The 24,930-nt window shown below is 39.0% G+C and carries 27 protein-coding genes; 8 read left to right on the forward strand and 19 right to left on the reverse strand.

Annotated elements, in window-relative coordinates:
* Window positions 1–170: 170 nt before the first annotated feature.
* The 9 genes from KN1_RS11445 to KN1_RS11485 form a co-directional block, all read right to left on the reverse strand.
* Window positions 171–575, reverse strand: a complete 405-nt coding sequence (locus KN1_RS11445) for an SRPBCC family protein (protein WP_221287763.1) — start codon at window positions 573–575, stop codon at window positions 171–173.
* Complete coding sequence (locus KN1_RS11450; RefSeq protein WP_221287764.1) at window positions 572–1,069, reverse strand: class I SAM-dependent methyltransferase; 498 nt, start codon at window positions 1,067–1,069, stop codon at window positions 572–574. Before KN1_RS11450 ends, KN1_RS11445 begins: the two co-directional genes overlap by 4 nt.
* Window positions 1,070–1,125: 56 nt before the next feature.
* Window positions 1,126–1,596: a PaREP1 family protein gene (locus tag KN1_RS11455; protein ID WP_225905676.1), complete on the reverse strand. Its 471-nt coding sequence runs from the start codon at window positions 1,594–1,596 to the stop codon at window positions 1,126–1,128.
* Window positions 1,571–3,700, reverse strand: coding sequence for a protein kinase domain-containing protein (locus KN1_RS11460; protein WP_221287766.1), 2,130 nt, complete (start codon window positions 3,698–3,700; stop codon window positions 1,571–1,573). The genes KN1_RS11455 and KN1_RS11460 overlap by 26 nt, the downstream gene beginning before the upstream one ends.
* Window positions 3,701–3,838: 138 nt before the next feature.
* Window positions 3,839–4,237, reverse strand: coding sequence for a PH domain-containing protein (locus KN1_RS11465; RefSeq protein ID WP_221287767.1), 399 nt, complete (start codon window positions 4,235–4,237; stop codon window positions 3,839–3,841).
* A complete protein-coding gene (locus KN1_RS11470) occupies window positions 4,201–5,178 on the reverse strand; it encodes an ABC transporter ATP-binding protein (protein ID WP_221287768.1) in 978 nt (325 codons plus the stop codon). Before KN1_RS11470 ends, KN1_RS11465 begins: the two co-directional genes overlap by 37 nt.
* Before the next feature lie 17 nt (window positions 5,179–5,195).
* Window positions 5,196–6,152: an ABC transporter ATP-binding protein gene (locus tag KN1_RS11475; protein WP_221287769.1), complete on the reverse strand. Its 957-nt coding sequence runs from the start codon at window positions 6,150–6,152 to the stop codon at window positions 5,196–5,198.
* Complete coding sequence (locus tag KN1_RS11480) at window positions 6,149–7,237, reverse strand: ABC transporter permease (protein ID WP_225905677.1); 1,089 nt, start codon at window positions 7,235–7,237, stop codon at window positions 6,149–6,151. The genes KN1_RS11475 and KN1_RS11480 overlap by 4 nt, the downstream gene beginning before the upstream one ends.
* Window positions 7,234–8,265: an ABC transporter permease gene (locus tag KN1_RS11485; RefSeq protein ID WP_221287770.1), complete on the reverse strand. Its 1,032-nt coding sequence runs from the start codon at window positions 8,263–8,265 to the stop codon at window positions 7,234–7,236. Before KN1_RS11485 ends, KN1_RS11480 begins: the two co-directional genes overlap by 4 nt.
* Window positions 8,266–8,521: 256 nt before the next feature.
* Here KN1_RS11485 and KN1_RS11490 point away from each other — a divergent pair, with 256 nt between their 5' ends.
* On the forward strand, window positions 8,522–10,354 hold the full coding sequence (locus tag KN1_RS11490; RefSeq protein ID WP_225905830.1) for an ABC transporter substrate-binding protein: 1,833 nt from the start codon (window positions 8,522–8,524) through the stop codon (window positions 10,352–10,354).
* Window positions 10,355–10,387: 33 nt separating this feature from the next.
* Here KN1_RS11490 and KN1_RS11495 read toward each other — a convergent pair whose 3' ends face one another.
* From KN1_RS11495 to KN1_RS11505, 3 genes are read right to left on the reverse strand one after another with little or no spacing between them, the layout of a single operon-like run.
* Complete coding sequence (locus tag KN1_RS11495; RefSeq protein ID WP_221287776.1) at window positions 10,388–10,753, reverse strand: hypothetical protein; 366 nt, start codon at window positions 10,751–10,753, stop codon at window positions 10,388–10,390.
* Between the two features lie 34 nt (window positions 10,754–10,787).
* Entirely contained in the window at window positions 10,788–11,204 is a 417-nt protein-coding gene (locus KN1_RS11500; RefSeq protein ID WP_221287777.1) for a hypothetical protein, read from the reverse strand.
* Window positions 11,205–11,251: 47 nt separating this feature from the next.
* Window positions 11,252–11,950: a hypothetical protein gene (locus KN1_RS11505; RefSeq protein ID WP_225905678.1), complete on the reverse strand. Its 699-nt coding sequence runs from the start codon at window positions 11,948–11,950 to the stop codon at window positions 11,252–11,254.
* Window positions 11,951–12,076: 126 nt separating this feature from the next.
* Here KN1_RS11505 and KN1_RS11510 point away from each other — a divergent pair, with 126 nt between their 5' ends.
* The gene (locus KN1_RS11510; protein WP_221287779.1) at window positions 12,077–12,340 is read left to right on the forward strand and encodes a hypothetical protein; all 264 of its coding nucleotides are present in this window, start codon (window positions 12,077–12,079) and stop codon (window positions 12,338–12,340) included.
* Here the strand turns inward: KN1_RS11510 and KN1_RS11515 are convergent.
* Together KN1_RS11515 and KN1_RS11520 are read right to left on the reverse strand one after the other, a co-directional pair.
* Window positions 12,325–13,122, reverse strand: coding sequence for an MBL fold metallo-hydrolase (locus tag KN1_RS11515; RefSeq protein WP_221287781.1), 798 nt, complete (start codon window positions 13,120–13,122; stop codon window positions 12,325–12,327). The two genes, KN1_RS11510 and KN1_RS11515, sit on opposite strands and share 16 nt — an antisense overlap.
* The gene (locus tag KN1_RS11520; protein ID WP_221287782.1) at window positions 13,109–13,822 is read right to left on the reverse strand and encodes a DUF3834 domain-containing protein; all 714 of its coding nucleotides are present in this window, start codon (window positions 13,820–13,822) and stop codon (window positions 13,109–13,111) included. The genes KN1_RS11515 and KN1_RS11520 overlap by 14 nt, the downstream gene beginning before the upstream one ends.
* A gap of 34 nt (window positions 13,823–13,856) precedes the next feature.
* Between KN1_RS11520 and KN1_RS11525 the strand changes: the two genes are divergently transcribed.
* The 5 genes from KN1_RS11525 (at window position 13,857) to KN1_RS11545 (ending at window position 17,983) form a co-directional block, all read left to right on the forward strand.
* Window positions 13,857–14,234 carry a thioesterase family protein gene (locus KN1_RS11525; protein ID WP_225905679.1) on the forward strand — a complete coding sequence of 126 codons (378 nt, stop codon included), beginning with the start codon at window positions 13,857–13,859 and terminating at the stop codon, window positions 14,232–14,234.
* Between the two features lie 30 nt (window positions 14,235–14,264).
* Complete coding sequence (locus KN1_RS11530) at window positions 14,265–14,843, forward strand: alpha/beta hydrolase family protein (protein WP_221287784.1); 579 nt, start codon at window positions 14,265–14,267, stop codon at window positions 14,841–14,843.
* Entirely contained in the window at window positions 14,836–15,477 is a 642-nt protein-coding gene (locus KN1_RS11535; RefSeq protein WP_221287786.1) for an aspartate racemase/maleate isomerase family protein, read from the forward strand. The genes KN1_RS11530 and KN1_RS11535 overlap by 8 nt, the downstream gene beginning before the upstream one ends.
* A gap of 805 nt (window positions 15,478–16,282) precedes the next feature.
* The gene (locus tag KN1_RS11540) at window positions 16,283–16,954 is read left to right on the forward strand and encodes a glycerophosphodiester phosphodiesterase (RefSeq protein WP_221287787.1); all 672 of its coding nucleotides are present in this window, start codon (window positions 16,283–16,285) and stop codon (window positions 16,952–16,954) included.
* 48 nt (window positions 16,955–17,002) lie between these two features.
* Entirely contained in the window at window positions 17,003–17,983 is a 981-nt protein-coding gene (locus KN1_RS11545; RefSeq protein ID WP_221287790.1) for a metallophosphoesterase family protein, read from the forward strand.
* On the opposite strand, the gene KN1_RS11550 is transcribed toward KN1_RS11545, so the two are convergent.
* The 4 genes from KN1_RS11550 to KN1_RS11565 form a co-directional block, all read right to left on the reverse strand.
* Window positions 17,970–18,491 (reverse strand): hypothetical protein, encoded by a 522-nt coding sequence (locus KN1_RS11550; RefSeq protein WP_221287791.1) that lies wholly within the window; start codon window positions 18,489–18,491, stop codon window positions 17,970–17,972. The genes KN1_RS11545 and KN1_RS11550 overlap by 14 nt on opposite strands.
* A 106-nt stretch (window positions 18,492–18,597) precedes the next feature.
* Complete coding sequence (locus tag KN1_RS11555) at window positions 18,598–19,878, reverse strand: TldD/PmbA family protein (protein ID WP_221287792.1); 1,281 nt, start codon at window positions 19,876–19,878, stop codon at window positions 18,598–18,600.
* The gene (locus KN1_RS11560) at window positions 19,875–21,257 is read right to left on the reverse strand and encodes a TldD/PmbA family protein (RefSeq protein WP_221287794.1); all 1,383 of its coding nucleotides are present in this window, start codon (window positions 21,255–21,257) and stop codon (window positions 19,875–19,877) included. Before KN1_RS11560 ends, KN1_RS11555 begins: the two co-directional genes overlap by 4 nt.
* Window positions 21,258–21,356: 99 nt before the next feature.
* On the reverse strand, window positions 21,357–22,916 hold the full coding sequence (locus KN1_RS11565; protein WP_221287795.1) for an ammonium transporter: 1,560 nt from the start codon (window positions 22,914–22,916) through the stop codon (window positions 21,357–21,359).
* Between the two features lie 250 nt (window positions 22,917–23,166).
* Between KN1_RS11565 and KN1_RS11570 the strand changes: the two genes are divergently transcribed.
* Window positions 23,167–23,700, forward strand: a complete 534-nt coding sequence (locus KN1_RS11570) for a zinc ribbon domain-containing protein (RefSeq protein WP_221287797.1) — start codon at window positions 23,167–23,169, stop codon at window positions 23,698–23,700.
* Window positions 23,701–23,902: 202 nt separating this feature from the next.
* On the opposite strand, the gene KN1_RS11575 is transcribed toward KN1_RS11570, so the two are convergent.
* Window positions 23,903–24,628, reverse strand: a complete 726-nt coding sequence (locus tag KN1_RS11575) for a hypothetical protein (protein WP_221287799.1) — start codon at window positions 24,626–24,628, stop codon at window positions 23,903–23,905.
* Window positions 24,629–24,930 lie beyond the last annotated feature (302 nt).

Genomic DNA, 24,930 nt, shown 5'->3' on the forward strand with positions numbered 1-24,930 from the left:
CTGTATTAAAAATACGTTGCCCTTGAAAGCCACAAGGGGTACAAATATAGAGTTACTATACTACTCGTTGGATCTCATCACTCCGTTAAACCTAAACTTTTATGCCCTAATGCAAATGATTTTTTGGATAAACTTTTAATTACTTTTAATCCTTCTCAATACGGCTACAGCTATTTAGCACAACTTTCAATTACCCTGTCCAATGCGTGTTCAGCCCCGCTCCTAAAATGCTCCTCAGTCCACCTTTCCCTCAGGTTGAAAGGAAAGGTCAATCTAACATTCCACTTGGAGCAGACCTTTTCTCCATCTATGTATATCTCGTGCTGTCCTATTACCGGGCCTTTAAGATAGTTGATTATTACCTTATTCTCCTCACTGTGTACTTCAATCCTCACCTTACCCTTAGAGGGAAAGGCAAATTTCACTTCTCCTTCATAAACTCCCTTACTTACTTCAACGACGTTAAGCTCCCTAGTCCCCTTCCAGAACTCCGGAATTTTTCTCACATCACTTATAATATCCCAAACTCTCTCTCTACCATATTTAATGTCCTTACATACTACAAAACTGATCATTTCTTGAGCACCATACCATACTGATAAGGGCTAGGAGTGAACTTTTCTAAAAGGGTAAAACCCTTAAAAAATTGTAAATATTCTTCTTCGGTCATCCTTTTCCAAACAGGTGGTCCCATAGGGGTCTGCTCTTTCTTCCAGTCCACGATTATGACCCTGCCGCCCGCTTTTAAAACCCTCTCTATCTCCTTAACTACGTCTTCCTTTTTGTCCATATCGTGAAAAGAATTAGCTAGAATCACTATATCCACATTATCACTTTCTAGAGAAGTTTGTTCAGCTGACTCACATAAAAAAGTAGCTGACGGAGCTGATTCTTTGGCTAAGCTTAGGGCAATACAATCTTTATCAATGCAATACACTTTCTTGGCTAGCTTACACAATATTTTACAATAATAACCGGGACCACATCCTAAATCCGCAACAATATCGTTAGGCGAAATATAGCGGGGGAGGAACTCTTCAGGGTTTTCAGCATGTATTACAAATCTCACAAATATTTAAACTCACAGTATTTTTAAAATTTTACTATCACTATTTTAAACAAATTTTATATAACACCTTCTAACTTCTTTACAAGTTTAGTGAGGTTGTCGACCCTGAACTTAAACTCCGCTTCTCCCTGTGGTCTTGGGTGGTATTCCCCATGTAGTTTTTCGGAGTTAACGAATAGCTTAACTAATTCCCCGTCGTTAAACTTATATGAAAGGTAGTCAATTAGAGAAAAATAGTCCTGATAATTAGTTATCTCAAATCCTAGCTTCATAGCCACAGCCTGCATTATAAATGCTAGTCCTTTCCAGTACATCTCCCCAGACTCTATTAGTTCACCTTTCTTCTCAAGTATTTTACCTTGTTCAATGTATTCTTTGCTAATATTCTGCAAAATTTTTAATTTTTCATCGGTCGTAGCTTTATCAAGGACTAACTTTATTATTACTTCGCTTACTGATAACCTATCCTCCTCTCCTAACCTCTGTAGATAGTTAAATATTTCATCCGGTACTACTACTTCCTTCATTATTATTTATTATCTCCTCTAGCCTTTTATATACTTCTAGTGCTGAAGGTCTTTTTTCCGGTTCAGGTGAAGTCATGCTCTTAATTAGTTCTACTAGACGTCTATCTACGGGTTCTTCAACAGTGAAGGCCTCATGGAACTTTACATATATCTCCTTAGCCTTCTGGAGAGAAGGCAGAGGGTCTTTATTATCTTTATACAGCAGTTCTGCGTCATTAATTTGGCTTACCACCTCTCTCGGGTTAAAGGGTTGCCTAGTGAGGAGAGTATAAAGTGTAGCCCCTAAGGAGTATATATCCATGGAGAACTGAGCACCCTCTCCCTTAAACAGAGCTTCTACTTGGTCAATGGGGCAATATTCTGGAGTATACTGGATAAACCTTTCACCCCTCTTTCTGGCTGAACCCAGGTCACTGAGCTTTACTTTGACCTCTCCTTTAACAAGCTTTTCTAAGACCTCTTTACCAGTCTTACCGGGCTGTTTAGAAAATAAAATATTTGAAGGCTTTATATCTAAGTGGACAAAACCCATTTCATGTATTGCCTTTAATGCACTAGCCATCTCATAACCTATTAAAGCTACAATCTTCCACCATAGGTCTGAGTAAAATACGTTGTTATCGTTCATTAAAGACTTGGCGCTACCGCCCTCCATAAACTCCATCACTAGTATCGGAGGTTCCTTCATATAGGCTACTACGTCCCCAGAAAGGATCTTCTTTAAACCGAACGAGTCTATCCTGGCATCAACGAACTTAACAATGTTATCGCTCCTTTGTGAGAGGTCTCTAAGTTGCGAGTACTCATTTACAAAATCATAATAACTAGAGCTCGAGGTTGAAGGAGGCATCAAAATAGGTATCTTTATTGCATATCTCTTACCTTCTTTTTCCCCTACCAACACATAGGAAGAGCCGCCTTTGCCTAAATAGGAAATTATCTTATACCCATAGAGCTCATTACCTATCCAGATCTCTGGGTCCCAGTTATACTTTAAATAATCTAGTTTGAGGACTTCTATCTCCTTCATAATATTTACTAATTTAGGTGAAGGGGATATGTCCAGAGCTAATCTGCCTACCTTTTCAGCTAGGTTTATGTCCTTCTCTTTTACAAACCTCAAGTAGTTTATCACGTCCCTGACCGGGACTTGCTTGAGCTCTAAGAAACACTCCGCTACCTTAGTATAGTCAACGTCTAAATAGTTTATTTTATATGGTCTAAACTCCGGTAACTTTACTACTGCGTTACAGAGTTTCATATCTACTAATTTCTTGTAAACTTCAGTTAGGTCGCCCTCATAAATTGATGATACCCTCTCAGCAAGTCTAAGGTCATTCCTCTTGAACGCTTCTATAATAATATTACCTAAGTCTCTCTGGGAAAAGGTAAAAGCGACAGCCATCGAGCCTGATATCCCGAACATTATTGAAAAAGGGGAGACGAAGAGGTAAGCTAAGACTGAACCTAAGGCTATACTAATGGCCGATATTAAGGCATTTACGTACATGTGTATTGCATAGTCTTTCCTGAGTAAATAGAGGGCAAAAGTAATTATCACTACAGCATATGCTAAATAGGCATACCTGCTTAGTTCCCCGAATAAGTTTATAGCCCAGAATGAAGGCGAGACGTAAAAGGAATAGAGTACAAGGAACAAGACTTGAGTAACAAAATACGGGATTGCTAGTGTAAAAATACCGCTTGGGTCTAAAGGCTTATCAAATAGTGAAAATAGTAGCCCTGAAGAGGCTAATAACACCAAGAATAAGGACGGGTGAAAGAAAATCGATAGGGCTATAATGCCGGCGAGCCCAACCAAGGGTAATACTCTCTGCCTAAGCGACAAGACTGAAAATAATATACTTATGGCCGATATAATTACGGACGATAGCTGTATAACGTTTGATGTTATAAAACATGAAACTATTGAAGCAACTGCGAGAGAAATTCCCAAAGTTCTAAAACTTGGTTTAACTGCTAAAGCTATAATTGGAAGTATAAATATTACCCCTAAGCTTAAAGAACCTCCTCTAATAATGTAGAGTATAATAGGGAATAAACCCAAATACACCAATATTTTGTTAACTCTATAAAAATCCATAAATAAGGGAATGAAATAGAAAATATAAACTTTTTGTATCATTATATGTTATTTGTTATTTTACAATTCGATTTAGCTTGTAAAAATCCATTAAAACATAGATATTAGACTATTGAAAATAGAGTAGGACGAGAATTATTATGAATAATCTATTTTCTTCTTTATTTCGTCCTCAATTTTAAGAGGATCCGGGATATCTCTCAATATTTCTATACGCCTTCCTCCCTTTAAGAAAATATATATCGAACCGCAATTAAATCTGCGTGCTAACCAGCCTTGAGATAAAAACCCGTCTTCAATCTCGGTATACCTTATTTTTTTAGTTGAAATTAAATTATGTATTATAATATAATCTTCAGATATCTCATAATAACTCATATACTTTATTACGGAGTAGATGGACAAAAGGAGAAATGATATACCTATAAAAATTACAAAATCTTCTATTCTACTAATGTTTAGAAAAATTGAAAATAAAAATATTAATATAGACCCCTTTGTTATTGTTTTTGATATCTTTGGTCTAACAACCAACATGCTACTTTCCTACCACCGATTTCAAAAAGAGGAGGTTCTGCTCTTCTACATACTTCCATTACATATGGGCATCTGGGGTTAAACCTACACCCCTTTGGAGGGTTTATAAGAGATGGTACTTCGCCAGAGGGAGGAGTAAGATTCCTTTTAGTAAGGGAGGGCACAGAAGAAATTAAACTCTGAGTGTATGGGTGCTTAGGCGAAGAAATTATCTCTTCAACTTCCCCTATTTCAACTAATTTCCCTGCGTATAACACGCCTATCCTATCAGAAACATACTTCGCTACACTTATGTTATGAGTAATAAACATATAAGTAATATTTTTTTCTTTCTGTAACTTTACTAGCAGATTTAAGATCTGTGCTTGTACCGAGACGTCTAGTGCAGAAGTAGGTTCATCTAAGACTATAAACTCAGGAGAAGTTATAATTGCCCTTGCTATTGCGACTCTTTGCAATTGACCTCCTGATAACTCTCTCGGATACTTATTGGCTACATACTCATAGTCTAGTCCTACTTCCTCTAGTGTATTCCTGATAAGCTTACTTCTCTCCTCTTTAGGTAATTTGCGTATAGCTTCGGAGAGAATATCTATAATTTTCATCCTAGGATCTAGGCTAGAGGCGGGGTTTTGAAAAACCATTTGCACTTTTCCTCTAATTTTAGATAAATTCGCCTTAGTTATTTTATCGTCCTCAAAATATAATTCGCCTGAAGTTGGCACATCGAGAGTGGCGAGAATTCTTCCTAAGGTTGTTTTTCCAGAGCCAGATTCACCTACTATCCCTAATATTTCCCCGCTATAAATCTCTAGGTTAATGTCATCCAAAGCTTTAACATAAATCGGCTTTTCCCTTAATAACCTTTCCAATAAGCCTATCTTGTTTACCTCAAAATATTTCTTTAAATTTATCACTCTATATATGATCTCCTTACTCATACAGCTAACACCTTACTTTACGCCCACCAACACCTTACTTTACGCCCCTTCACGTCTAACAATTCCGGTTCTCTTGACTTGCATTGTTCAATTACCTTACTACATCTAGGGTTGAATTTACACCCTGAAGGTAAAACTAAGAAGGATGGAGGAGACCCTGGTATAGCCCTTAACTCTCCATCTTTTTTAGTTGACGTCGGAATACTGGAGATTAACCCTTGTGTATACGGGTGTAAAGGATTCTTTATAACCTCTTCGATGTTTCCGTCTTCCATTATCCTACCCGCATACATTACTACTAGCCTATCTGCTATAGCATAAACCAACGAGATATCGTGAGATATAAAGAGAATTGAGATCTTTTCTTCATCCCTTAACTGCTTAAAGAGTTTTACTATCTGCGCTTGAATTGTTACATCTAGAGCAGAGGTAGGTTCATCGGCTATCAAGACTCTAGGCCTCAGAATTAAAGCCATAGCAATAACCACTCTTTGAATTTGTCCCCCCGATAATTGATGAGGATATTTCTTTATAATTTCCTCGGGATCTGGAAGTCTAACTGCCTTAACAGCATCTAGTATAATTTCCTTAGCTTCCTTCTCATCTACGTTTGGCTTCTTTACCTTAACTGCTTCTAAAAGTTGGTCTTTAATACGCTTTACAGGATTTAGACTGTTTAAAGGATTTTGAAGGATCATAAAGATACCTGAGCCCCTAATTTTAGTCATCTCGTTCTCAGGAATCTTTACTATATCTTTTCCTTGGAAGAATATAGACCCCTTCTCTATAAATGAATTAGGTGGAAGAAGCCTAATTATAGAATGTCCCAAGGTACTTTTACCGGATCCCGATTCACCAACAATGCCCACTATCTCCCCTTGTTCTAGTGAAAAATTTATGTCATGCAGTACTGTAAATTTTCCTATTAATGCCTTATATCCCACACTAAGACCCTTAACTTCTAACAGACTCAATAGACCACCCTCCCCGAGATGACATCCTGGATTCTATCACCCAATAGTATAAAACTAGTTACGATAAGGACTATCACTAAAGAGGGGAATACTGGATACCACCAAGCTTGAGGTAGCTGCTCAACACCATGGGAAACCATAGAGCCCCACTCAGGCGTATTAGGATTGAGTAGCCCAATACCCAAAAAAGTTAGTGTAGCATAAGTTAAGATGACATTCCCAAAGTCTAATGCAGCATATGCTAAAACAGCATCAATAACATTATGGACTACATGGCTAGTTAATATTCTGAATTTACCTAATCCTAGCAATCTAGCCGCGTCTATATATTGCATGTTCTTTACCACTAGAGTTTGACTTCTAAATAACCTAGCATAAGTAGCCCACCAAGGAACCATTAGTCCTACTATAGCACTGGTAAAAGATTCTCCAAGTAGAACACTAACGGCTATAACTAGAATTAGACCGGGCACAGCAAGGAATACGTCGGTTATTCTCATTAATACCTCATCAGCTATTCCACCTAGATAACCAGAAATTATTCCTACTATCCCACCTATTATTATTGCTGAAATAACTACTATTGTAGATATTTCAGCATCGGATGGAGCTGCGTATAAAACCCTTGATAGGATATCCTCACCATTTGAATTGGTCCCAAAAGGATGTGTTAAAGAAGGAGGTAGTAACGATATTGATGCGTTATACTGGAACGGGTTATATGGTAAAAACATATAGGACAGTTTTACGTATAAAATTTGGCCTGATGCATATTCTAAAAGCCCTTGAAATATAGACCAGATATAGTACGCAAATAATATTACGAATGCTACGAGAGCTGGTTTACTTCTTAAGATTAATTTGAATGTGTTGTTAGTAATAACAGTTATTACTACTAAACTCGCTACCGATACAGTTATGCTAAATGTTGAAAATAAAACATATGGTACTAATGATAATATATCGAAGTGAACAGAACGTAAAGTATCTTTATTAGCATAGTGGAAGTATATACCTATATTAACTAATAAGTACACTAAAAGAATTATAATAGTAAATTTTTTGATATTTTTTCTATAATTCACTGTACTTTCACCCTAGGATCTAAAATTCCATAAAGTAAATCAGCTACAAAATTAGCTATAATAACTGCTATACCTACAATTATCGTAAAATCTAATACTGCTATATAATCTAGGTTTTCGATAGCTTGTGTTATAAAATAGCCTATACCTTGATAACTAAATATATCCTCTATCACTACTGCTCCTGCTACCGAATAGCCAAAAAATAGGGCTATTAACGTGACTACCGGTATTAAACTATTTCTCAATGCAACCCGGTATACTACATATCTTCTTGTAAGCCCTTTAGCTAAAGCTAATTTTGTATAATCAGACTCCATCGAATCTATCATAGTAGCTCTAGTCACACGTGTAAACAAACCAAAGGTAATAATAGCAATACTTAATGAAGGTAATATTGCATGCCTTACTGCCGATATAAAGAACTTCCAGTCACCTGAAATTAGCGCATTAAGTATAGGGAAGTCCGTGTAATGGGGAGGACAAGTGAGCAACTGGTTAACAGGTTCACCTGCTGGTAATAAATTCAGGTAATACGCTATAATCAACTGAAGGAGTATAGCAATGAAAAAGGGAGGAGAAGCCCAAGTTGCGATATATAAACCTTTAATGCTCCTATCTTTCCATGTCCCTCTAGAAGATGCGGCAACCGCACCGCTCAATAATCCTAGAATAGCAGCTAAAATATCACCAGGGATCACTATTTGTAAGCTTATAGCCAGTTTGGGAAGTAATATGGATAGTTCAGGAGCTTTATATATGGGATCAATACCCCAATTACCAGATAAGATATCTCTAAGATAATGCAAAAATTGAACATATAGAGGTTCATTAAGACCATATTCCTTAATGATTGCTTGAATTTCGGTTGGAGGAGCATGAGGATTACCTGCATATATCCTCGCTAACTGTGCTGGATTTGGAGCTGCGGCATGTATTAACACAAATACGAAGAAGATTAACAATAAGAGAGTTATAAGGCCGTTGATCGCTCTCTTAATAGCAAACTTAACATACTCAGTAAGCATAAGCATAAATACCTTAAATTGTATATTAAATTTTTGCCTTGTATATGAAAACTGACGAAAAAGTTAATTACTAGTTGAAAAGATGCTTATACTGATTACTATGAAAAATAAAAAGAAGTTAGGCGTATCAAAAATAGCTACAATAGGAATTGTAATTGTGATCCTAATCGTAGCAATAGCAGCTGGTATACTTTTAAGCACTCATCATCCTACGACGACTACTACAACGACTACGACAACAACTTCGACCACACCTATGACGACATTAGCGCCCCCTAATACAAGCGTTTTAATCGATGACTCACAAACAGCTCCGCCAGACGCACTAGATCCCGCTACCGGCTTCTACGTTCAAGATGGACCCTTATTTACAGCCTTATTCCAAGAGCTAGTAGAATTTAACGGAAGTAACTATCACCAAATAGTCCCCGTAATAGCACAGAACTATACTACGTCCAATTACGAGAATTATACATTCTTTATTAGACAAGGAATATACTTCCCAGACGGAGTACAAGTTAATGCGTCTACAGTATGGTTCTCGCTGTATAGAACAATACTTATGGGACAAGGTCCCGGAGTAGCTAACTACATCGGACTCCTATTTAACTCCACTGTATATGCGCAAACAGGCTACGCTATACCTTGGGGAGTTAACAATGCCATACAAAGTGCTACTGGATTACCAACGAGCAATAACTATAATCTAACAGCTCATATACTTGCATCTATATTGTCCAACTTTAACGCGAATAATGCAACGATTCAAAAAATAATGGAATATCCCTATCAAGCTGTGGTAGTTAAAGGTCCTTATGAGGTTCAAATAAACGTTCTAGCACCTTACAAGTTCTTCTTGTATGATATAGCAGCATGGTGGGGTGCAATAGTAAACCCAGTTTATGTTGACGAGCACGGAGGTGTTCAACCTAATACTCCAAACTCGTACTTAGACGAAAACGGAATGAATGGAACTGGCCCGTATGTGGTTGTGAAAGTTACTAGCGGTTTCAGTACTATAGTTTTAGAGAAGAATCCCCATTATTGGGCCCAAAACATGCCTAACGTGCCAAGTGTGGCTGAACCTGCCCATATACCAGTTATCGAAATAAACTACGGTTTATCACATGAGGAAAGAGTAGAAAACTTCCTTACTAATAAAGCACAGATAAGCTATGTAAGTATACCTTATTTATACCAGATATTGAATCAAAGTCCTTACAATTCACTACCATTAAACGCTACATTAAGGAACTTCGGTTCAGAGCCTGGTGTATTATATATATCTATGAACATGATGAAGTTCCCTACAAACATAACAGACTTTAGACTAGCAATAGAATACGCAATCAATTATCAGCAATTGCTAGGTGTATTCAGCTACCAAGGTAAGGACTTAGCTATAGAATATGTAGGGCCAATTTCACCTCAATTCCCAGGGTATTATAATCCAGATAATTTAAGTGAGTATACATATAATCCTGCTCTCGCAATAAAATATTTGAATGAAGCTGGTTACCAAGGAGATTTCTACGTAGTGCTACCCAACGGAACAGTAATCGGAAATCCAAACGGGCAAGAATTACCAACAATAGATATATACTCCCTTGCACCGGTAAACTTACTTGAGCAAAAAGAACTAGCAATAATAACTCAAGATTTGCAGCAAATAGGGATTAGCGTATCCACAAAGTTTGTATTACCATCAGTTACAGACAGTTGGACAACGCCCACTAGTACACCGGTTATGGTTGACCTAGGATGGTTCCCTGACTGGCCAGATCCAGTATTCCAACAATTGATGCCTTTAACAGATGTCCAGTTCGGTGGAATTTCAGGTAACTTAGCATGGGTAAATAGTTCTACATTACAGACGATGTATGAAACATTACCGTTTGTTACTAATACGACAGAACAAGAACAAATGGTGGCTCAAGCATACAATATTATATATCATGAAGCACCTTACGTATGGCTACCAGTACCTAACACATACTACTTCGTACAACCATATGTACAAGGCTTCGTGTATGATCCGTTCGTAGGGTACTTTTATAACATGATGTACTATTCTAGTTCAAGCACCTAATTTTTTCTTTTCTTTATATATTCTTCTTTATTTTTAGTCAACTTTCAAATACTTTAAGTTATTCGATATATGTTCTAGGATATGTTTAGGCTCTACAGGGACTGATGAAAATATTCCTTTCTTTTCTACTCCAACCATTATATTAAGATTCCTACCGGTGGATATAGCAGAAATTATAAAATTATACCTTACCTTACCTTTTTGCTCTTCCACTATATATTTCAACCCCTCACTAGAACTAGATATAGTGAGGATATATTTCTGTAACTGCTCTCCTACTTTCACGTTCTCAGTGGTCTCATACGGATATAAGAAAACAATATATTCGTTGTCACTTTTTTTCTCGAAGACATGAAAATGCCAGGTTAAAGGAATAAAAAATTCAGGTTTAGTTAACATACGATAGAGCAGAGGTGAAAAGGATAATCGTTCATTAACCCACATAATTTTTCACTACTAATATTGCTGAACCAACCACTAATATAATATCGAGTAAGATAGCTGGATATACTTCTGGTATGATAGGTAGTGGTTTACCTAGTAATGGAGCTGGTTCGAGGTGGGTATAAATTATTAAAAATGTATTAAAAGAGAATAAAAAGAAGAATGGAGTGAGTAATTTTCTAGTATAAGTAATGATCTCGTAGAATGCAAATAGATACAGTGCCGAATTAAAACCGAAATACTCTGAGTACATCGCAAATACAAGAGAACTATGTCCGACTGCCTCAGATGCTAATACTGCCGCGCCATATCCTACTATTAAATGAAGAAGAGACCATAAGAGAGCTGACGTGCTTGTTACTATCCTTACAATTTTCTCATTGATTCCCCCCAAATTTTTCGACATATCTGAGACTAGAGAAAAATCTCTCTTGTTAAAATATCTTACTCTTACTAAACTAGACTCACTTCGTAGTCCTTGGTCTGACTCTTCACCCTTAACTTATCTCCTTTTTTAACGTTTACCGGCCCTACAAACACTCCTGAAGACACATACCCGGATAAATAACCCACCCTTCTCATCAGCCATTTCACCATGTTATCTACGTTACCGTAAATATATGTAGGTTTACCTTTTCCAACTTTATTACCGTTAACGTAAAGCTCTACTTCCTCCTCAAACGGTAACTCTATCTTTTCACCTACATATAGTCTCCCTGCTGCACTATCATCGGCTAAAATCTGAGCGGCTTTCAGCTTCCACGTGTTAAATCTGGTAGCCGGTAGCTCTATCCCTAAAAACACCTCCTTTACGCAAGAAGGATAGGTGTCCGGTGTGCAGTGATCCATGTTAAAGACGATCTCCACCTCGGCCATGTGGTTATTAAACCATAGCTCGATTTCTTCACTTAGTTCTATCATGGGCTTGGTAAGGATCCCATAAAGTGGCTCGGTAGACCCAAACCTCTTAAGTGTCTCTTCGGTGGTTAAAGAGATCTTATACCCCCCGAACCCCTCAGACTGTACCAGCATAGAAGAAAAAACGTTAAATACCTTTTTTGCAGTCGCCATATCGACCTCGAAAGGTTCAAGTTGGCTCCTCTCCTGATACGCCTTAAAAAGCGTCCTTGCGAATACTTCTTGGGACATCATATATAAATTTTCAGAGAATTATTATTATTAAAGATATTCACCGTATAAAACTATTATCTAATAAGCTCTTCCTCCCTACACTTATAAGGCTAAAAGCTTAATTACGGCACACTACAAGTATCTTTAATGGCATGGAAATTTAAAGCCGGGAATAAAGTAGAAGCTAAAAAAGCCAGCTGTACTGTTGATGAACTAGCAGTCGAAATAAATAAAATTATACAGAACCCTGAACTATCACAAGAAATAGCAACAGAATTACTTATTAAAGTATTTACTGAAAAAAAGGAGAGCTTAGACGAGTTTAAACAAAGGTATAGTAATGTAATTAAAGGGGAGGTAATAGAAAAAATAATAGATATAACAAAGTCTAAACTTCAGGCAGACTTGTAGAGATAAACTATCCCTTTCTCTTTTACTCTGACTTCATTAGCAATACCTAAAAGTATGCTTTTTATAGTGACTGAATTTAACATGATATTGGCTACCTCTTTTGAGCCGGAAAGTAGATACGTAACTTCCTCAGCCGTCATTTCTCTGTTTGTTATAAGGTCCTTAACTTTTTCTATGAGACGTTTATTAAAGTCTATGTTAAACTCCAATAGTTCTTCCATTTTCCTTTTATTAGTATATATAGGGCCGTGGGAGATGACCACTTGTTCAACACCTTTGACTATCTCCTTGAGTTCTTCTAACGTTTCCATAGCCCTCCAGAAATCGCTGTAGAAAGGAACCCCAAATGACTCCAGTACTTTCTGTCCAAAAAACGCATCACCAGCATATAATACACCACCTACTAAGTACCCGACATGCCCTGGTGTATGGCCTTGCAGTCTAATTTTCTCCACTTCCGGTTCATTAAACTCATCCTTCAAATCTTCTTTAACCAGGTCAAACGTAAAGTACTTATCACCTTTTGAACTAAAACCGTAGATCATGCACCTCCTCCCCATAAGGGTTAAAGACCAGTAGTCCTCCTTAGGGAGGTATTTTACTTTAGCGTTTTTATCGAGTAGCCCCGCAATATGGTCAGCATGGCCGTGAGTCGCTAATTGTACCTCAGCACTTAAGGAAAGATTAGCGTTTTTACCGCCCTGGTCAATTACGACCCTCCCTTGATACAGAAGGGTATTAGGGCTACCTGGAATTACTTCAACTTCTTTATTTAGCTTCAATTTTTAATTCCCTCACTTTTGGTTCTACCATGCTGTAAACCCTGACCGCTTTCTCTAGCTCATCTCTTGATGTGGTTAAAGTATGAGAGTAAATCCCAATAATCCTCTTCATAACTTCAGGAGAATAGTACCTGCTAGCTGAGGCTATGACCATAGACGCTTCTTCAGGTCTTTCATTAATTATCTTAATACCTTCCTCATAAGCTCTAAGAACCTCGGAGGGGTCAGTTTTAGCATATATAACGCATTGTGGCGAGAGGTAATCTAGGGTTTTGAACTCATCTTCTAAGATTTCACCTACTTTAACTTCTATCCCCACTATTCCTAGCCCTTCCCCCCTTTCCGCCCTTAGGACTACTTCATCTGGTGTAGTATTAACTACCTCATTTATCCCTTTTATTATAGCGTATAGCCTAGCATTATAGTCCGCTAACGTACCTTTCCTTATTGTAAAGACCTTATCTACTTTCTTGCCCTTATCACCTAATAACGAATACATCCTAACGTAGACTCCTGCAACTATGGAATAGCCCTTTACGTCCAGTTTAGTTACATTCGTAATAGAGTCTAGTACAACTTCACCGGGTCTTGGGTCCTCACAAGTATTCCTGAGTTCAAAAGACGCCTTCTCACCACTTAAAACCTTGTAAACAAGTAACGGAAACGATACTGGACCCGCAAATGGTGCACTAACTATCATAAAAAATATTTTGAGTGGACACTATAAATAGTATGTGCAAGTGGGGGAAAGCTTAGAAAAGTCGTTCAAAGTCCTACCAGAACATGCAGCCTCTTCCATATCCAGCGGAGCCGTCTACGTGCTGTCTACACCTTGTATGATAGGGTTCATGGAAGACGTATCTTTTACCTTAGTCCAAAAATACCTAAAGGACGGACAAACTACAGTAGGCTATCACGTTGACGTAAAACATTTAGCACCAGCACCTATAGGCAGTGAGGTAAGAGTAAGGTCAACTATAGTAGAAGTAAACGGGAGGAAAATTAGGTTTAAAGTTGAAGCTTACTATAAGGACATTAAAATAGGAGAAGGTTTTCATGAGAGGGTGATCGTAGACGAAAAGGAATTTATGGGGAGAGTAACTCAAACGTAACCTTTTAGCTTGTGAAGACGTGGTATACTTATGATTTCTCTCGTACTGCACGGTAAAGGTTCCTCGCCGGAAAAAGTCGAATGGCTCGCTAAACCATTAAGGCAATTTGGTGAGGTCTTAGTCCCAGAGTTCGAGATCGAAGCTAAGGAAGGTGTAGAGAAAGCGTTGACCTATAACTTTGATTTAGTAGCTGGACATTCAAGAGGTGGACTTGTCGCACTTATAGTAGCAGCTCTGAAAGGAAAAAACGTAATAGCAGTCTCTGCCCCATCCGATAGAAGAAAACAGAGGGAGTACCTTTCAAGGTTTTCCACAGGTACTATACAGAATAAGATCTATGAAGATATAAAGGATTTACCAGAAGAAGAATTGGATTATTATCCGCTTAAATATGCACAAAAAATAAAGAATGCTTTGCTTATACACGGAGAAAACGACGATATCGTACTAAAGGAACACTCTATTATACTCTGCGAAGAAATTAAAAAATACGGAGGAAAATGCGAACTACACATCATAAAGGGCATGAAACATTCCCCTTTAGGTCAACATTATAAAGTGATCTGGGATATAATAACAGATTGGGTTAAAGTGAACAGTTATGTCTAAGCTTATTTCCCTTGTGATCTCTGAGGAAAACCCCACTTTACCTAGGGACATGGAGACGCTGTACCCGGGTAAGTTTAGGACATTTACTATGAAGTTCTATCCAGGCCATGGGATAAGGAGAGATGAGGTGGAGAGGATGTATAAGGAACTATCACAGATAAAACACGAAGTAGAAAAAGGAGACGTTATATTTTATGCTAGGTCGTATGGTGTGTTCTATAAAAATCAATGGGAAAAGATGAGGAGGTTTTTCTCTAAACCACTAGTTATAGCTACAGAGGCAATAATAGATAGGTTAAGAGAGCTTAACGCCAAAAAAATCTATTTAGTGACTCCTTATAACCAGAGGAGACATGACTACGAAATAAAGTGGCTTAAAGACATGGGGTTTGAAGTAATCGGTTCAGTTGCACTGGGCAGAACCGGGGGGCCTGCTATAGCATCGACACCCCATGAACTTACGCTACAAGCAGTTAACGTTGCACAGCAATCCTCAGCTGACGCCATCTACGTCGCTTGTACCATCCTCTCTACCCTTCCTATACTTGAGAAAATGAAAGGCAGACTTCCCGTTATTACTGCCTCTGGAGCTATGTTTGAAATCGCAAGGGAAAAGGAGCTGATTGATTTCTAATAATATCATCAGCAAGTCCCTGGCCCAAATAGTGAAGACCTTCTCTTTAGGTAGATCAGTAAACCCGTAAGGGTGGAGGACTCTCGATAGATTAGCATATATCTTGAGGAGAGAGTTGGGTTTTTTACCTACTGTCTCACAAGCAAGTGCTATTAATGCACTCGCCTTAGGCATGGCTAACGTGAAATATTTAGCCTCTTGTTTACAGTACTTGCAGCTTATTTCATTTTTAGCTTTCTTTTTCTTCATTCCCAGCTCTTTATATAGCTCATGAACTGAGATGGAATAATCTTCCCATTTTAGGTGTTTTTCACATACCGGTCTGCCTGCAAAATATATAGTAATACCATTAACATCCCTGCTCCCGCTGAACTTCCTTATTCTGGTCAGGGCTTCTCCTCCTGACCTAATTATAAACCCTTCATCTACCAGTTTATGCCACTCCCTCTTCTCTAATGCCTTCCTATAGGCTTCAGTGGTATTTTTTACAAAAACTGATAAAGATGCCCTCTCCACTAAAAAACGGTTGTTCTCCTCTGCTGAATGGAGGTAGCCCAATACTGCGTTCTTATACCCCGCCTTCATTGCGATTATCATGTCCTGCCCGAATAATACGTCCTTTAGCTTCTCTCCTTCTTCAACGATTATCTTCTTCATTAACTTTCTAAACGAATCATCAGAAGGCGGAGCTTTGCTTATTGCCTCTATTGTGCCCGAAGTGTTCTTAAGAAATTTAAGAATCGCCTTATCCACGCAGATATTGTGAAAACACAGTTTATAACTTTTTCAACAGTTGTTAATAGTAATGATAGTAATAGGACATAGAGGGTCACCAGCATACGAGCCTGAAAATACCCTACGCTCATTTAAGAAGGCTATAGAACTAGGTGCAAACGGGATTGAGATGGACGTCAGGAGGACTAAGGACGGTAAGTTGGTTATAATCCACGACGAAGAAGTAGATAGGACTACTAACGGGAAAGGAAAAGTAAGTGAGTATAGTTTTGAAGAGTTACGTAAATTAGACGCAGGTAATGGTGAAAAGATACCTACTTTAGAGGAGGTCTTGACTCAAGTTGAAGCGGAATACTACCTCGTTGAAATAAAGGAAGAAGGTTACGAAGAGCAGATATATGAAGAAGTCCAAAGGAATAAAAAACTAGACCAAGTAGTATTTGTCTCATTTTCGTTCAACTCTTTGTTAAGGCTAAAAGGCAAGGGTAAGAACCTCGGTTTAATCTTCACTTCGTTTAAACCGCCCTTAGATGAAGCTAGAAAGTCAGGTGTAAATTATATGTTACCCGTCTATTCTGTTATTAACCGACTTACGGTAGGAAGCATGAAGGGGTTTACAATACTTACGTGGACTGTAAATGACATACGTATTCTAGAGAAAGTGATCGGATACGGTGTCGACGGTATAATAACTGATAGACCGGACATTATGAGTGAGTTAAAGCGGGTATTGAAGCACTAAACTTTTTATAGAGACAACTTTAAAAGCGAATACACGAATACTCCTATCGTGGGACTGTTCAAGAAGAACTCTAATAAAAGCGTTGATAAGAAGGGGGAACAGGTTAAAATACTCTTTACCAGTGACATCCACGGTTCTGATATCGTATTCAGGAAATTCTTAAATGCAGGGCTCCAATTTAAAGTTGACGCGTTCATAATAGGCGGAGACCTAGCCGGGAAAGCACTCTATGCAATAGTAGACCTAGGTAATGGCAAATACAAGATTGAAGGGAGGGAGATAGGTAAAGAAGGATTATCACAAGTTACAGAAGAAATAAGGAAAAAGGGAGAGTATTATACTATAGTGAGCGAAAAAGAATACGAGGAAATGCAATATGACAAGGAACTAGTAAACCAAAAGTTCAGGGAAGCGATGGAAAACGTAGTTAGAGGATGGATAAAGATAGCCGAGGAAAAACTTAAGGGGACTAACATACCCGTATACGTAAATCTGGGGAATGACGACCCAGAGTATTTGTTCGCGGTTATTGAAGAGTCAGAAATAATGCGTAAATGTGAAGGGGATATAATAGAAATAGGAGACCATGAAATGATATCTTACGGTTATGTAAACCCTACACCTTGGCACACACCGAGAGAAAAGGACGAGGATACTCTTTATAGGAACCTGAAAGAGATGGCTGATAAGGTTAGGGATCAAAGTAGAGCTATTTACAACCTGCATGCGCCCCCATATAATACACACCTAGATAATGCACCGTTACTCGACCAGAATTTAAAACCGGTCGTTAAGGGGGGAGAAATAGTATTTACCCATGTCGGGTCGACAAGTGTAAGGAGGATAATAGAAGAATATCAGCCTTTAGTAGGCCTCCATGGACATATACACGAGTCTAAGGGATTTGATAAGCTAGGGAGGACAATGATCTTTAATCCCGGAAGTGAGTATAGTGAAGGAATCCTTCACTCACTGTATCTGGTCTTAGAGGGGGATAAAGTAAAAACATACATGTTTAGGCAAGGTTGATGAGATAAGGGGAGAGAACTTTTCTCAAATTTTCCGTAAATGTCATGTGTACAGTCTCTATCCTCTTTTTCACCTTTTCTTCCTTCCTCCTCTCTAAGAAACTTTCAGCATAATATATCACTAAACTTAAAGACAGTCCACTCTTACCTTCACGGTAGTCAATTAACCTAAAAGATACTTCATACAGTATAGAGCCGTCATAGAGCACATACGTTAATACACCAGGCAATATTCGAGGACCTTCTATCTTCAAAGCTAATGATTTCTTTAACGTTACTCCCAACATCCTGCGCAGCGCAGGGAAAGGAACAACATACATACCGTCATCGACTTTATGTAACCCGAGCAAAGTAGCTATAAAGTCTTTTTCTCTCAATTCTTCCCCTAAGGAGTCTAAAGGAATATTTAAGATATAGAGCTCTGAGAAGACTAAATTCTTTATCCTTTTCCCCTTGTTCTTCTCCTTAAATAGCCTTACTGACTCAAACTGCAAAGAATCAATATCCATATTTATATTTCTCATTCCGTCATTATAAAAATAGAAGTAGAATTTCTGTGATTTTTAGTAACTGTTATAACGCTTAACATAGACATGAATAAAACACCGCTCACTCTTACCACGCTTTTGATATATTTATTTTCTCTAGGTATAAATACGGCGAGAGCGTAGGTATAGGGGCGTCCCACCACTTTACGCTATATGCGTCCCTACCTATTGCTTTCACGCTCTTTAACATATTGGGGAAGGAATCAGAGATCCTAACCCTCCCGGCGACCCCTACAGGTTTACCTTCACGGTAAACGACTACTGCGTCCCTACCTACAGTAGAGAACGTGCCTTCATAATAGTTCTGAAACCTTGTATACCAGTTATTGTTTATAAACAACACGTTTTCGCTGCTCGCTAGTAACGACTCAACAGTATAGTCACCCGGCCTCACTTCGAAAGCATACGCAATAGGGTAGACCAGCCCAGCATTACCAGTACTCCTTTCTTTGAACAGTTCAGCTAATTCATTATTATAAAGGAGTGAATTAAAAATGCCTTCCCTTATAATGTCCTTATCTATAGTAAACGTAGCCTCATCGTCAAACTCAGCTACCCTAGCCTTCCTAGGGATTTCAGATATAGTTAAAATATCACTACCTACTTTTTCTCCCTTTTTAAACTTGGCAAAAAAGGAAGACCCAGTTAGTACACTAAATGCTGATGCAAAATCAGCAAAATATGACATAAAATTAGCTACAACCAAAGGAGACAATACCACGTCATACTTACCATCGTCCACTCTGACTTTCCCAGTTACCGATGCCAGCTCATTAGCCCTCTTCAACGCGTTATCGAACTCCTTTAAAGAGTCTGAGTAAAACGCCCATTGCCCGCTATATTCGTTATTAAAAGACCTGACATAACCATCAGCCCTTACCCTTACCTCTTCTCCCCTAAACCCCTTACTGGTAAGTAAATTAGTTTTAACCTCATATACATTTACGATCCCAGAGCTCGGAAACTCGGACTTTGATAAGGACGAATCAATAGAAGCTATATCTAGGTCTTGGATCATCCTCTCCAGTTCTATGTTGTCTTCTCTCACCTTTATTTCAGAGTCGTTTTCTGTAATGAGGGGTACAATGTCACTTTCAACTGTATAACTAAAACCGTCTTCAACACTCCTAATAACCTTGCTTAAATCGTCTGTCCCGGACAGGCTAAATGAGTAGAATTTTTTACCTTTGATTACAGTAATGAAATAGTTAGACTCATAGATTTTTTGTACTTCAGCCACTTCCCCTAACACAAACTTTATTACGGCTTTCTTTACCGATACCTTCTTAGCAATTACATGTTCGAAATTCTTTAAACCTTCTAATATCTTCTCTAACTCTTGACTCATTCTCCCCTCACCTTTACCATAAGGTTCCTGGCCCTCATATTAGGGCCCCCGAACCAGACCGGGATCCCTTGGTCTGGGTCACCTTTACCACAAGTACCACTATAGAAGGAAAGAGTGTTGTCAACGGCGTCAACCGAAGATAATAGCTCAAATGTGGTAGTCTCTAAGACAGGGAAGAGGAGGGGGTCACCAATTTCCCCATCCTTAATCTCGTATGCCTCAAGGCCCACATACCTTTCTCCTATCCTTAAGTCATCTATATTCCATTCCATATAGGACTTCAGGTATACTCCGTCCTTAACGTCTTCTACTAACTCGTCAAATGTATAATCACCGGGCTTGAAAAACGTATTTGACATCCTTACCAAGGGTTCTCTATCATAAGCAGAAGCCCTAGCTGAGCCGTTACTCTCAACACCGAACTTATAAGCAGAAAACCTGTCTTGCAACAGTTCATTAATCACCCCTTCCTTTATGAGGTACTTGGGCTTCGCTTTTACACCCTCGTCGTCTATCAGATAATAACCAGAGCCCCCGTAAATAGTGGGGTCGTCTATTACCGTTATACTTTCACTACCTATCTTTTCTCCAAAGTTCCTACCTACAAGGTAACTCAGTCCAGCTTGTGCACCTTCCCTACCTAAGACCCTATCAGCCTCAAAAGGATGCCCCACAGACTCATGGACTATTATCCCAGCTAATTGGTTACTCAAAATAACGTCTTTCCTCCCCGGGGTCACTGACTTTCCTTTCTCCAACACCTTATCGACCGATACTAACGTGTCCAGCAAAAACTTCTCTAGTTCCCAGTTTTTAACTAGTTCAAACCCTCCGCTCCCGCCAAAGTCACCATTAGAAATGGTCGCCGACCTATCCCCGTTCTTCAAGGTTATTGAAAAGTAGAGGTTTATCCTAGGGATTATTCCGCTCACTTTACTACCGTCTTCAAAGAGTATTTCCTTCTCTTCGCGGGACTCGGTATAATAGAAATTAGCGGAGATAACTTTCGACTTAAGAGCGTCAGCCCCGTAAACAGACTTAGACAATTCTTCTAGTAACCTCACCTTTTCTTCTGTTGTGACGCTTTCCAGCTTTATTTTCTCTTGTATCGAAAAGTCCCCCTTCTCTCTCTTACTTTCAATGACCCCCTTTTCCCAGCTCCTGAAAGAGACCTTCTTTAGCTCAATACTGTTAGGGTCAGGGGAGGAAAAAAACAACAAATGAGAGCCATCAAATACCCTTACACTATACCCTTTCTTAAACCAACTATAGACCCCGGCGGGCTTACCGTTAACTACCATTATATTCAGGTATGAGTTAGAATGATGACGTAACTCTATATATCTAAACTCCGAGAACTTACGTAAAAGTTCTTCCATGCGTATAAAAGAGCTTCCCAAGCTAAAAATGATGTGGATAACAAAAAGGTACTCACTTTCACGTAAGGGGTAGTTACATGTATAAATTAGTGGTCTCGTTCACTTCTTTTTCTCTCCACCTTCTTTTTCCTCTTCCTTAACTTCAGCCTTTTCCCCTCCTGTGGCAGATTCGGGAAGAGTAGCCAAAAGTTCTGAGTATGCTACCTCTCCGTGGAACGCGTAATCCCCTACAGCGAGTTCAGTAGGCTTAGCCTGCAACGGTATAAATAACCCTATTAGTTTTAGTAGACCTAAAGTTATTGCAAAGTCATAGACGAAGACTACAGCAGCAGCTAGTGCTTGTATCTCCAGTTGGTACCAGTTTCCGTAAAGTGCTCCTCTTAAGCCGGAGTCTATATACTGAGTGACATTAGGGTCAGCGAACACACCGGTAAGTAGACCTCCTACTATACCAGCAATACCGTGAGTGGAGAATACACCTAATGTATCATCAACCTTTAATTTAGGCTCAAACTTGTATAAAGATAGCCATGGGATAGTACCGGACGCTATTCCTATTAGTATGGCCTCCCAACCGTTCACATAACCTGCTGCTGGAGTTATTGCTACTAACCCGGTTATTGCACCAGAAGTAGCACCTACCAGCGTAGGTTTCTTGAAGAATGCCATATCCATTAACATCCATGCTATAGCACTAGCTGCTGTAGCTATATTAGTGTTCAATACCGCTATTGCAGCGTCTATAGTAGCTCCGCCCGGGTCACCGCCGTTAAACCCGTCCCAACCCAACCATATGAGCCCTGCACCGGCAAGGACTAGCGGTAAACTGTGGGCCTCGAGTTTCCTTTCGCTAGCCAACCTCGGGCCTACAGCCAGCGCTGCAGCCAAGGCACCTACACCCGCATCTACATGTATTACGTATCCTCCGCTGAAGTCTACAGCTCCTAATTGGTTCAACCAACCCCCAGCGAATAACCAGTAAGCTACCGGGCTGTAAACTAACAGAGACCAAAGCGGTACGAATATCATCCATGCCTTAAAGTTCATCCTCTCTAGGACTCCCCCGGCAAGTAGTACTGGCGTGATCGCGGCAAACACGAACTGGAAGAATATATATGTAGATGTAGGTATATCAACTGCGCTTGGCCCTGGGCCATAGATTGTCTGGTGTGCCTCATAACTACCTAGCCATGCGGGTAACGGGTAGCCCAATATACCATAACTCGTATTATTAATATTTATGTGAATAAACGCGGGATAACCGAAACCCGCATTATACCCAGCAATCATCCAGACAATCAATACTGCTGCAAAAGCATAGAATACCATTAAGGCTGAGTTAACAGCGTACTTTTTCTTAGAGAGACCTGCATAATATAATGCCACACCGGGTACGCTTTGTAGACCTACAAAAGTAGCTGCTGTGAGCATCCACGCATTGCTCCCAGTATCGAGCCAAGACGGCACGGCGGCAGATGGGTAATCTGCAGTGTGGTTTTCTAATGCTAAAATGGACTGGTTTAACGATTGAATATCGGATGTTATATTAGTTGTTTGTGCTGCAGTTAAATGTGAAAAAGCAATTACAAAAATTACTATACTCAACGTTATTGTTAGCTTAATTAAGCTTTTTCCATTTAACGAGATCTTTTTAGGCATCAAAAGTTATTAAACTTAAATTGGTTTTAAGCATTTCTCAGATTTGCACTTAAAGTTTTTAATTTTTTATCGTTAAATAAGAAAACAGTTAAGGGATTCTCAATTATAAAATAACCCCCGTATATGAATATTTTTTATTTCAAATGTACTATCTAAAAATATTCAGGTTGAAAAATTTAAACACCACAATACTCACTCTAAAGTCGAAGGGATAGTAACCAATATAATCATGTGAAAATACACTTATACTATGCAAAAAATATACACTGGACGATATGTGAACGTACCGTTACTTGTCCAAGAGATAAATAACATGTTCCTAAGTGAAGGGTGGGAGAGCCAGATCCAACAACTGAGTATGGGAATGATGCAACCGGGTATGCCACAGTATTTTGACTATGAAATAAGGGCTATGAAGAAAGGACACATGCACCATGTGGAAACAGTAATTGTTAGGGTAAAGGGTATGCCAAATGACTTTACAGTAATAGTTGAGGAAGAACACATTGGACCTTTAGGTAGAGAACTTATCAATAGGAGACTGTTCGGAAATATCGATAAACAGATAACTGATGGGCTATTCGATATGCAAATGCCTATGGGAGGGCAGATGGGGATGTCCACAGGTATGCAACAGCCTATGGCACCACAAATGATGGGACAACCAGCACCCCAAGCCCCAATGCCCCCTGCACAAGCAGGCCAAGTAAGGTGCCCCCAGTGCGGTAATATGAACCCGCCCGGGGCTAAGTTCTGCCTTAACTGCGGAGCCAAACTAATGTAAGTGTAGGAAAGGAAAAAAGAATTTTTAAGCTATATTTTTCCGATCAATCCCAAGTATCGAATAAAGTTTTTCTCCATTCCGGTTAGGAAAGCCGTGAGTAAAGTAAAAAATGTTTTCACGACTTGTACCCGCAGTTCATGCAGGACTTGGCGTTGGGCAGGTTTTAAGTACCGCAGTCGGGACACAAGGACAGTAAGTATTGTTACGAATTCCCTACCAATATGAACCACACGCTGCTGACCTGCGCGGTATTGCCCAACTCTCTATTTACTGTGATCTGTACTTGGTACATATTGTCACCTATTTTTTGCACAAAAGCCGTTAGATAGAATGACGATTCGAAAAAGCCTACAGACGAAAACGACACCTTGTACGTTTTACCTTCGTAAGTCACTAGATAGTTGTAAATTGTTCCGCCCGTGTAGGTTATCGACTTGTTCATCGGCAAACTTTGGACTACTATGCCATCAACACTAGTTCTTTCCGGCGCGAAGCTCAGATTGGACTCAGCGTCGTAGATGTGTACGACTACGTACCTATAAACCGTGTGGTTTACGGACAAAGTAGTCCCATTTATAATCGTAGCATTCATTATGAGCATTTTGGAGAAGTTATCAATTGAGATATAAGAAGTATCGTTCTTCTCTAGCGCATCCAGGTAGATGTCTTTAGCTTCTTCTATAATTTTCTTCAATTCGCCTTCAGTTATAGTAGTATTTGTGCTAACATTATCATTATTAATATTAATATTAGTAGTAGCTGCATGGGTACTTGCGGCTTGTCCTTCATGGTTTGAGACGTTAAAAACAGTAAAGTATAGAGCAGTAAAAGCAGCGAGGGCGATAATAACGATGAAAAACGAGAGAAGGAGCTTATTGTAAGTCATCGTGACCACCAAATTGAGGGCTAGTTGAACCTGCAGATACATACTGTTTTAGACCTTGGTGATAGCCTAGCGATGTTTGATAAAAATATCCTTTTGAAGAAATGGATGTCCATATATCTATTGGGCATTGAAGGTCTTCGGGTAACGATAGAGGAGTTCTAGCGATAATAAAGAAGTTATAGATTTTTTGCGTAACATGGCTGGGGTTAGGGCTTCTTATCCCATATTGCCAAGGTTTATCTGAGCACATAACGGATATCTAGTATTTGCTTCATGTTATAATTTATAAATCCTTTCCATATAATTACATATTGACATTTTTATTTTCTCTAGATAGATCCATA

The organism is Stygiolobus caldivivus (assembly GCF_019704315.1).
Classification (GTDB): domain Archaea; phylum Thermoproteota; class Thermoprotei_A; order Sulfolobales; family Sulfolobaceae; genus Stygiolobus; species Stygiolobus caldivivus.

Coding starts and splice junctions, on each gene's coding strand:
- KN1_RS11505 (WP_225905678.1), bottom strand. CDS start 11,950: ATGATGTCCCAAGAAGTATTCGCAAGGACGCTTTTTAAGGCGTATCAG.
- KN1_RS11550 (WP_221287791.1), bottom strand. CDS start 18,491: ATGGATATTGATTCTTTGCAGTTTGAGTCAGTAAGGCTATTTAAGGAG.
- KN1_RS11510 (WP_221287779.1), top strand. CDS start 12,077: ATGGCATGGAAATTTAAAGCCGGGAATAAAGTAGAAGCTAAAAAAGCC.
- KN1_RS11565 (WP_221287795.1), bottom strand. CDS start 22,916: ATGCCTAAAAAGATCTCGTTAAATGGAAAAAGCTTAATTAAGCTAACA.
- KN1_RS11495 (WP_221287776.1), bottom strand. CDS start 10,753: ATGTTAACTAAACCTGAATTTTTTATTCCTTTAACCTGGCATTTTCAT.
- KN1_RS11520 (WP_221287782.1), bottom strand. CDS start 13,822: ATGATAGTTAGTGCACCATTTGCGGGTCCAGTATCGTTTCCGTTACTT.
- KN1_RS11560 (WP_221287794.1), bottom strand. CDS start 21,257: ATGGAAGAACTTTTACGTAAGTTCTCGGAGTTTAGATATATAGAGTTA.
- KN1_RS11485 (WP_221287770.1), bottom strand. CDS start 8,265: ATGCTTACTGAGTATGTTAAGTTTGCTATTAAGAGAGCGATCAACGGC.
- KN1_RS11555 (WP_221287792.1), bottom strand. CDS start 19,878: ATGAGTCAAGAGTTAGAGAAGATATTAGAAGGTTTAAAGAATTTCGAA.
- KN1_RS11460 (WP_221287766.1), bottom strand. CDS start 3,700: ATGGATTTTTATAGAGTTAACAAAATATTGGTGTATTTGGGTTTATTC.
- KN1_RS11465 (WP_221287767.1), bottom strand. CDS start 4,237: ATGTTGGTTGTTAGACCAAAGATATCAAAAACAATAACAAAGGGGTCT.
- KN1_RS11570 (WP_221287797.1), top strand. CDS start 23,167: ATGCAAAAAATATACACTGGACGATATGTGAACGTACCGTTACTTGTC.
- KN1_RS11530 (WP_221287784.1), top strand. CDS start 14,265: ATGATTTCTCTCGTACTGCACGGTAAAGGTTCCTCGCCGGAAAAAGTC.
- KN1_RS11445 (WP_221287763.1), bottom strand. CDS start 575: ATGATCAGTTTTGTAGTATGTAAGGACATTAAATATGGTAGAGAGAGA.
- KN1_RS11455 (WP_225905676.1), bottom strand. CDS start 1,596: ATGAAGGAAGTAGTAGTACCGGATGAAATATTTAACTATCTACAGAGG.
- KN1_RS11535 (WP_221287786.1), top strand. CDS start 14,836: ATGTCTAAGCTTATTTCCCTTGTGATCTCTGAGGAAAACCCCACTTTA.
- KN1_RS11575 (WP_221287799.1), bottom strand. CDS start 24,628: ATGTATCTGCAGGTTCAACTAGCCCTCAATTTGGTGGTCACGATGACT.
- KN1_RS11540 (WP_221287787.1), top strand. CDS start 16,283: ATGATAGTAATAGGACATAGAGGGTCACCAGCATACGAGCCTGAAAAT.
- KN1_RS11470 (WP_221287768.1), bottom strand. CDS start 5,178: ATGAGTAAGGAGATCATATATAGAGTGATAAATTTAAAGAAATATTTT.
- KN1_RS11500 (WP_221287777.1), bottom strand. CDS start 11,204: ATGTCGAAAAATTTGGGGGGAATCAATGAGAAAATTGTAAGGATAGTA.
- KN1_RS11490 (WP_225905830.1), top strand. CDS start 8,522: ATGACGACATTAGCGCCCCCTAATACAAGCGTTTTAATCGATGACTCA.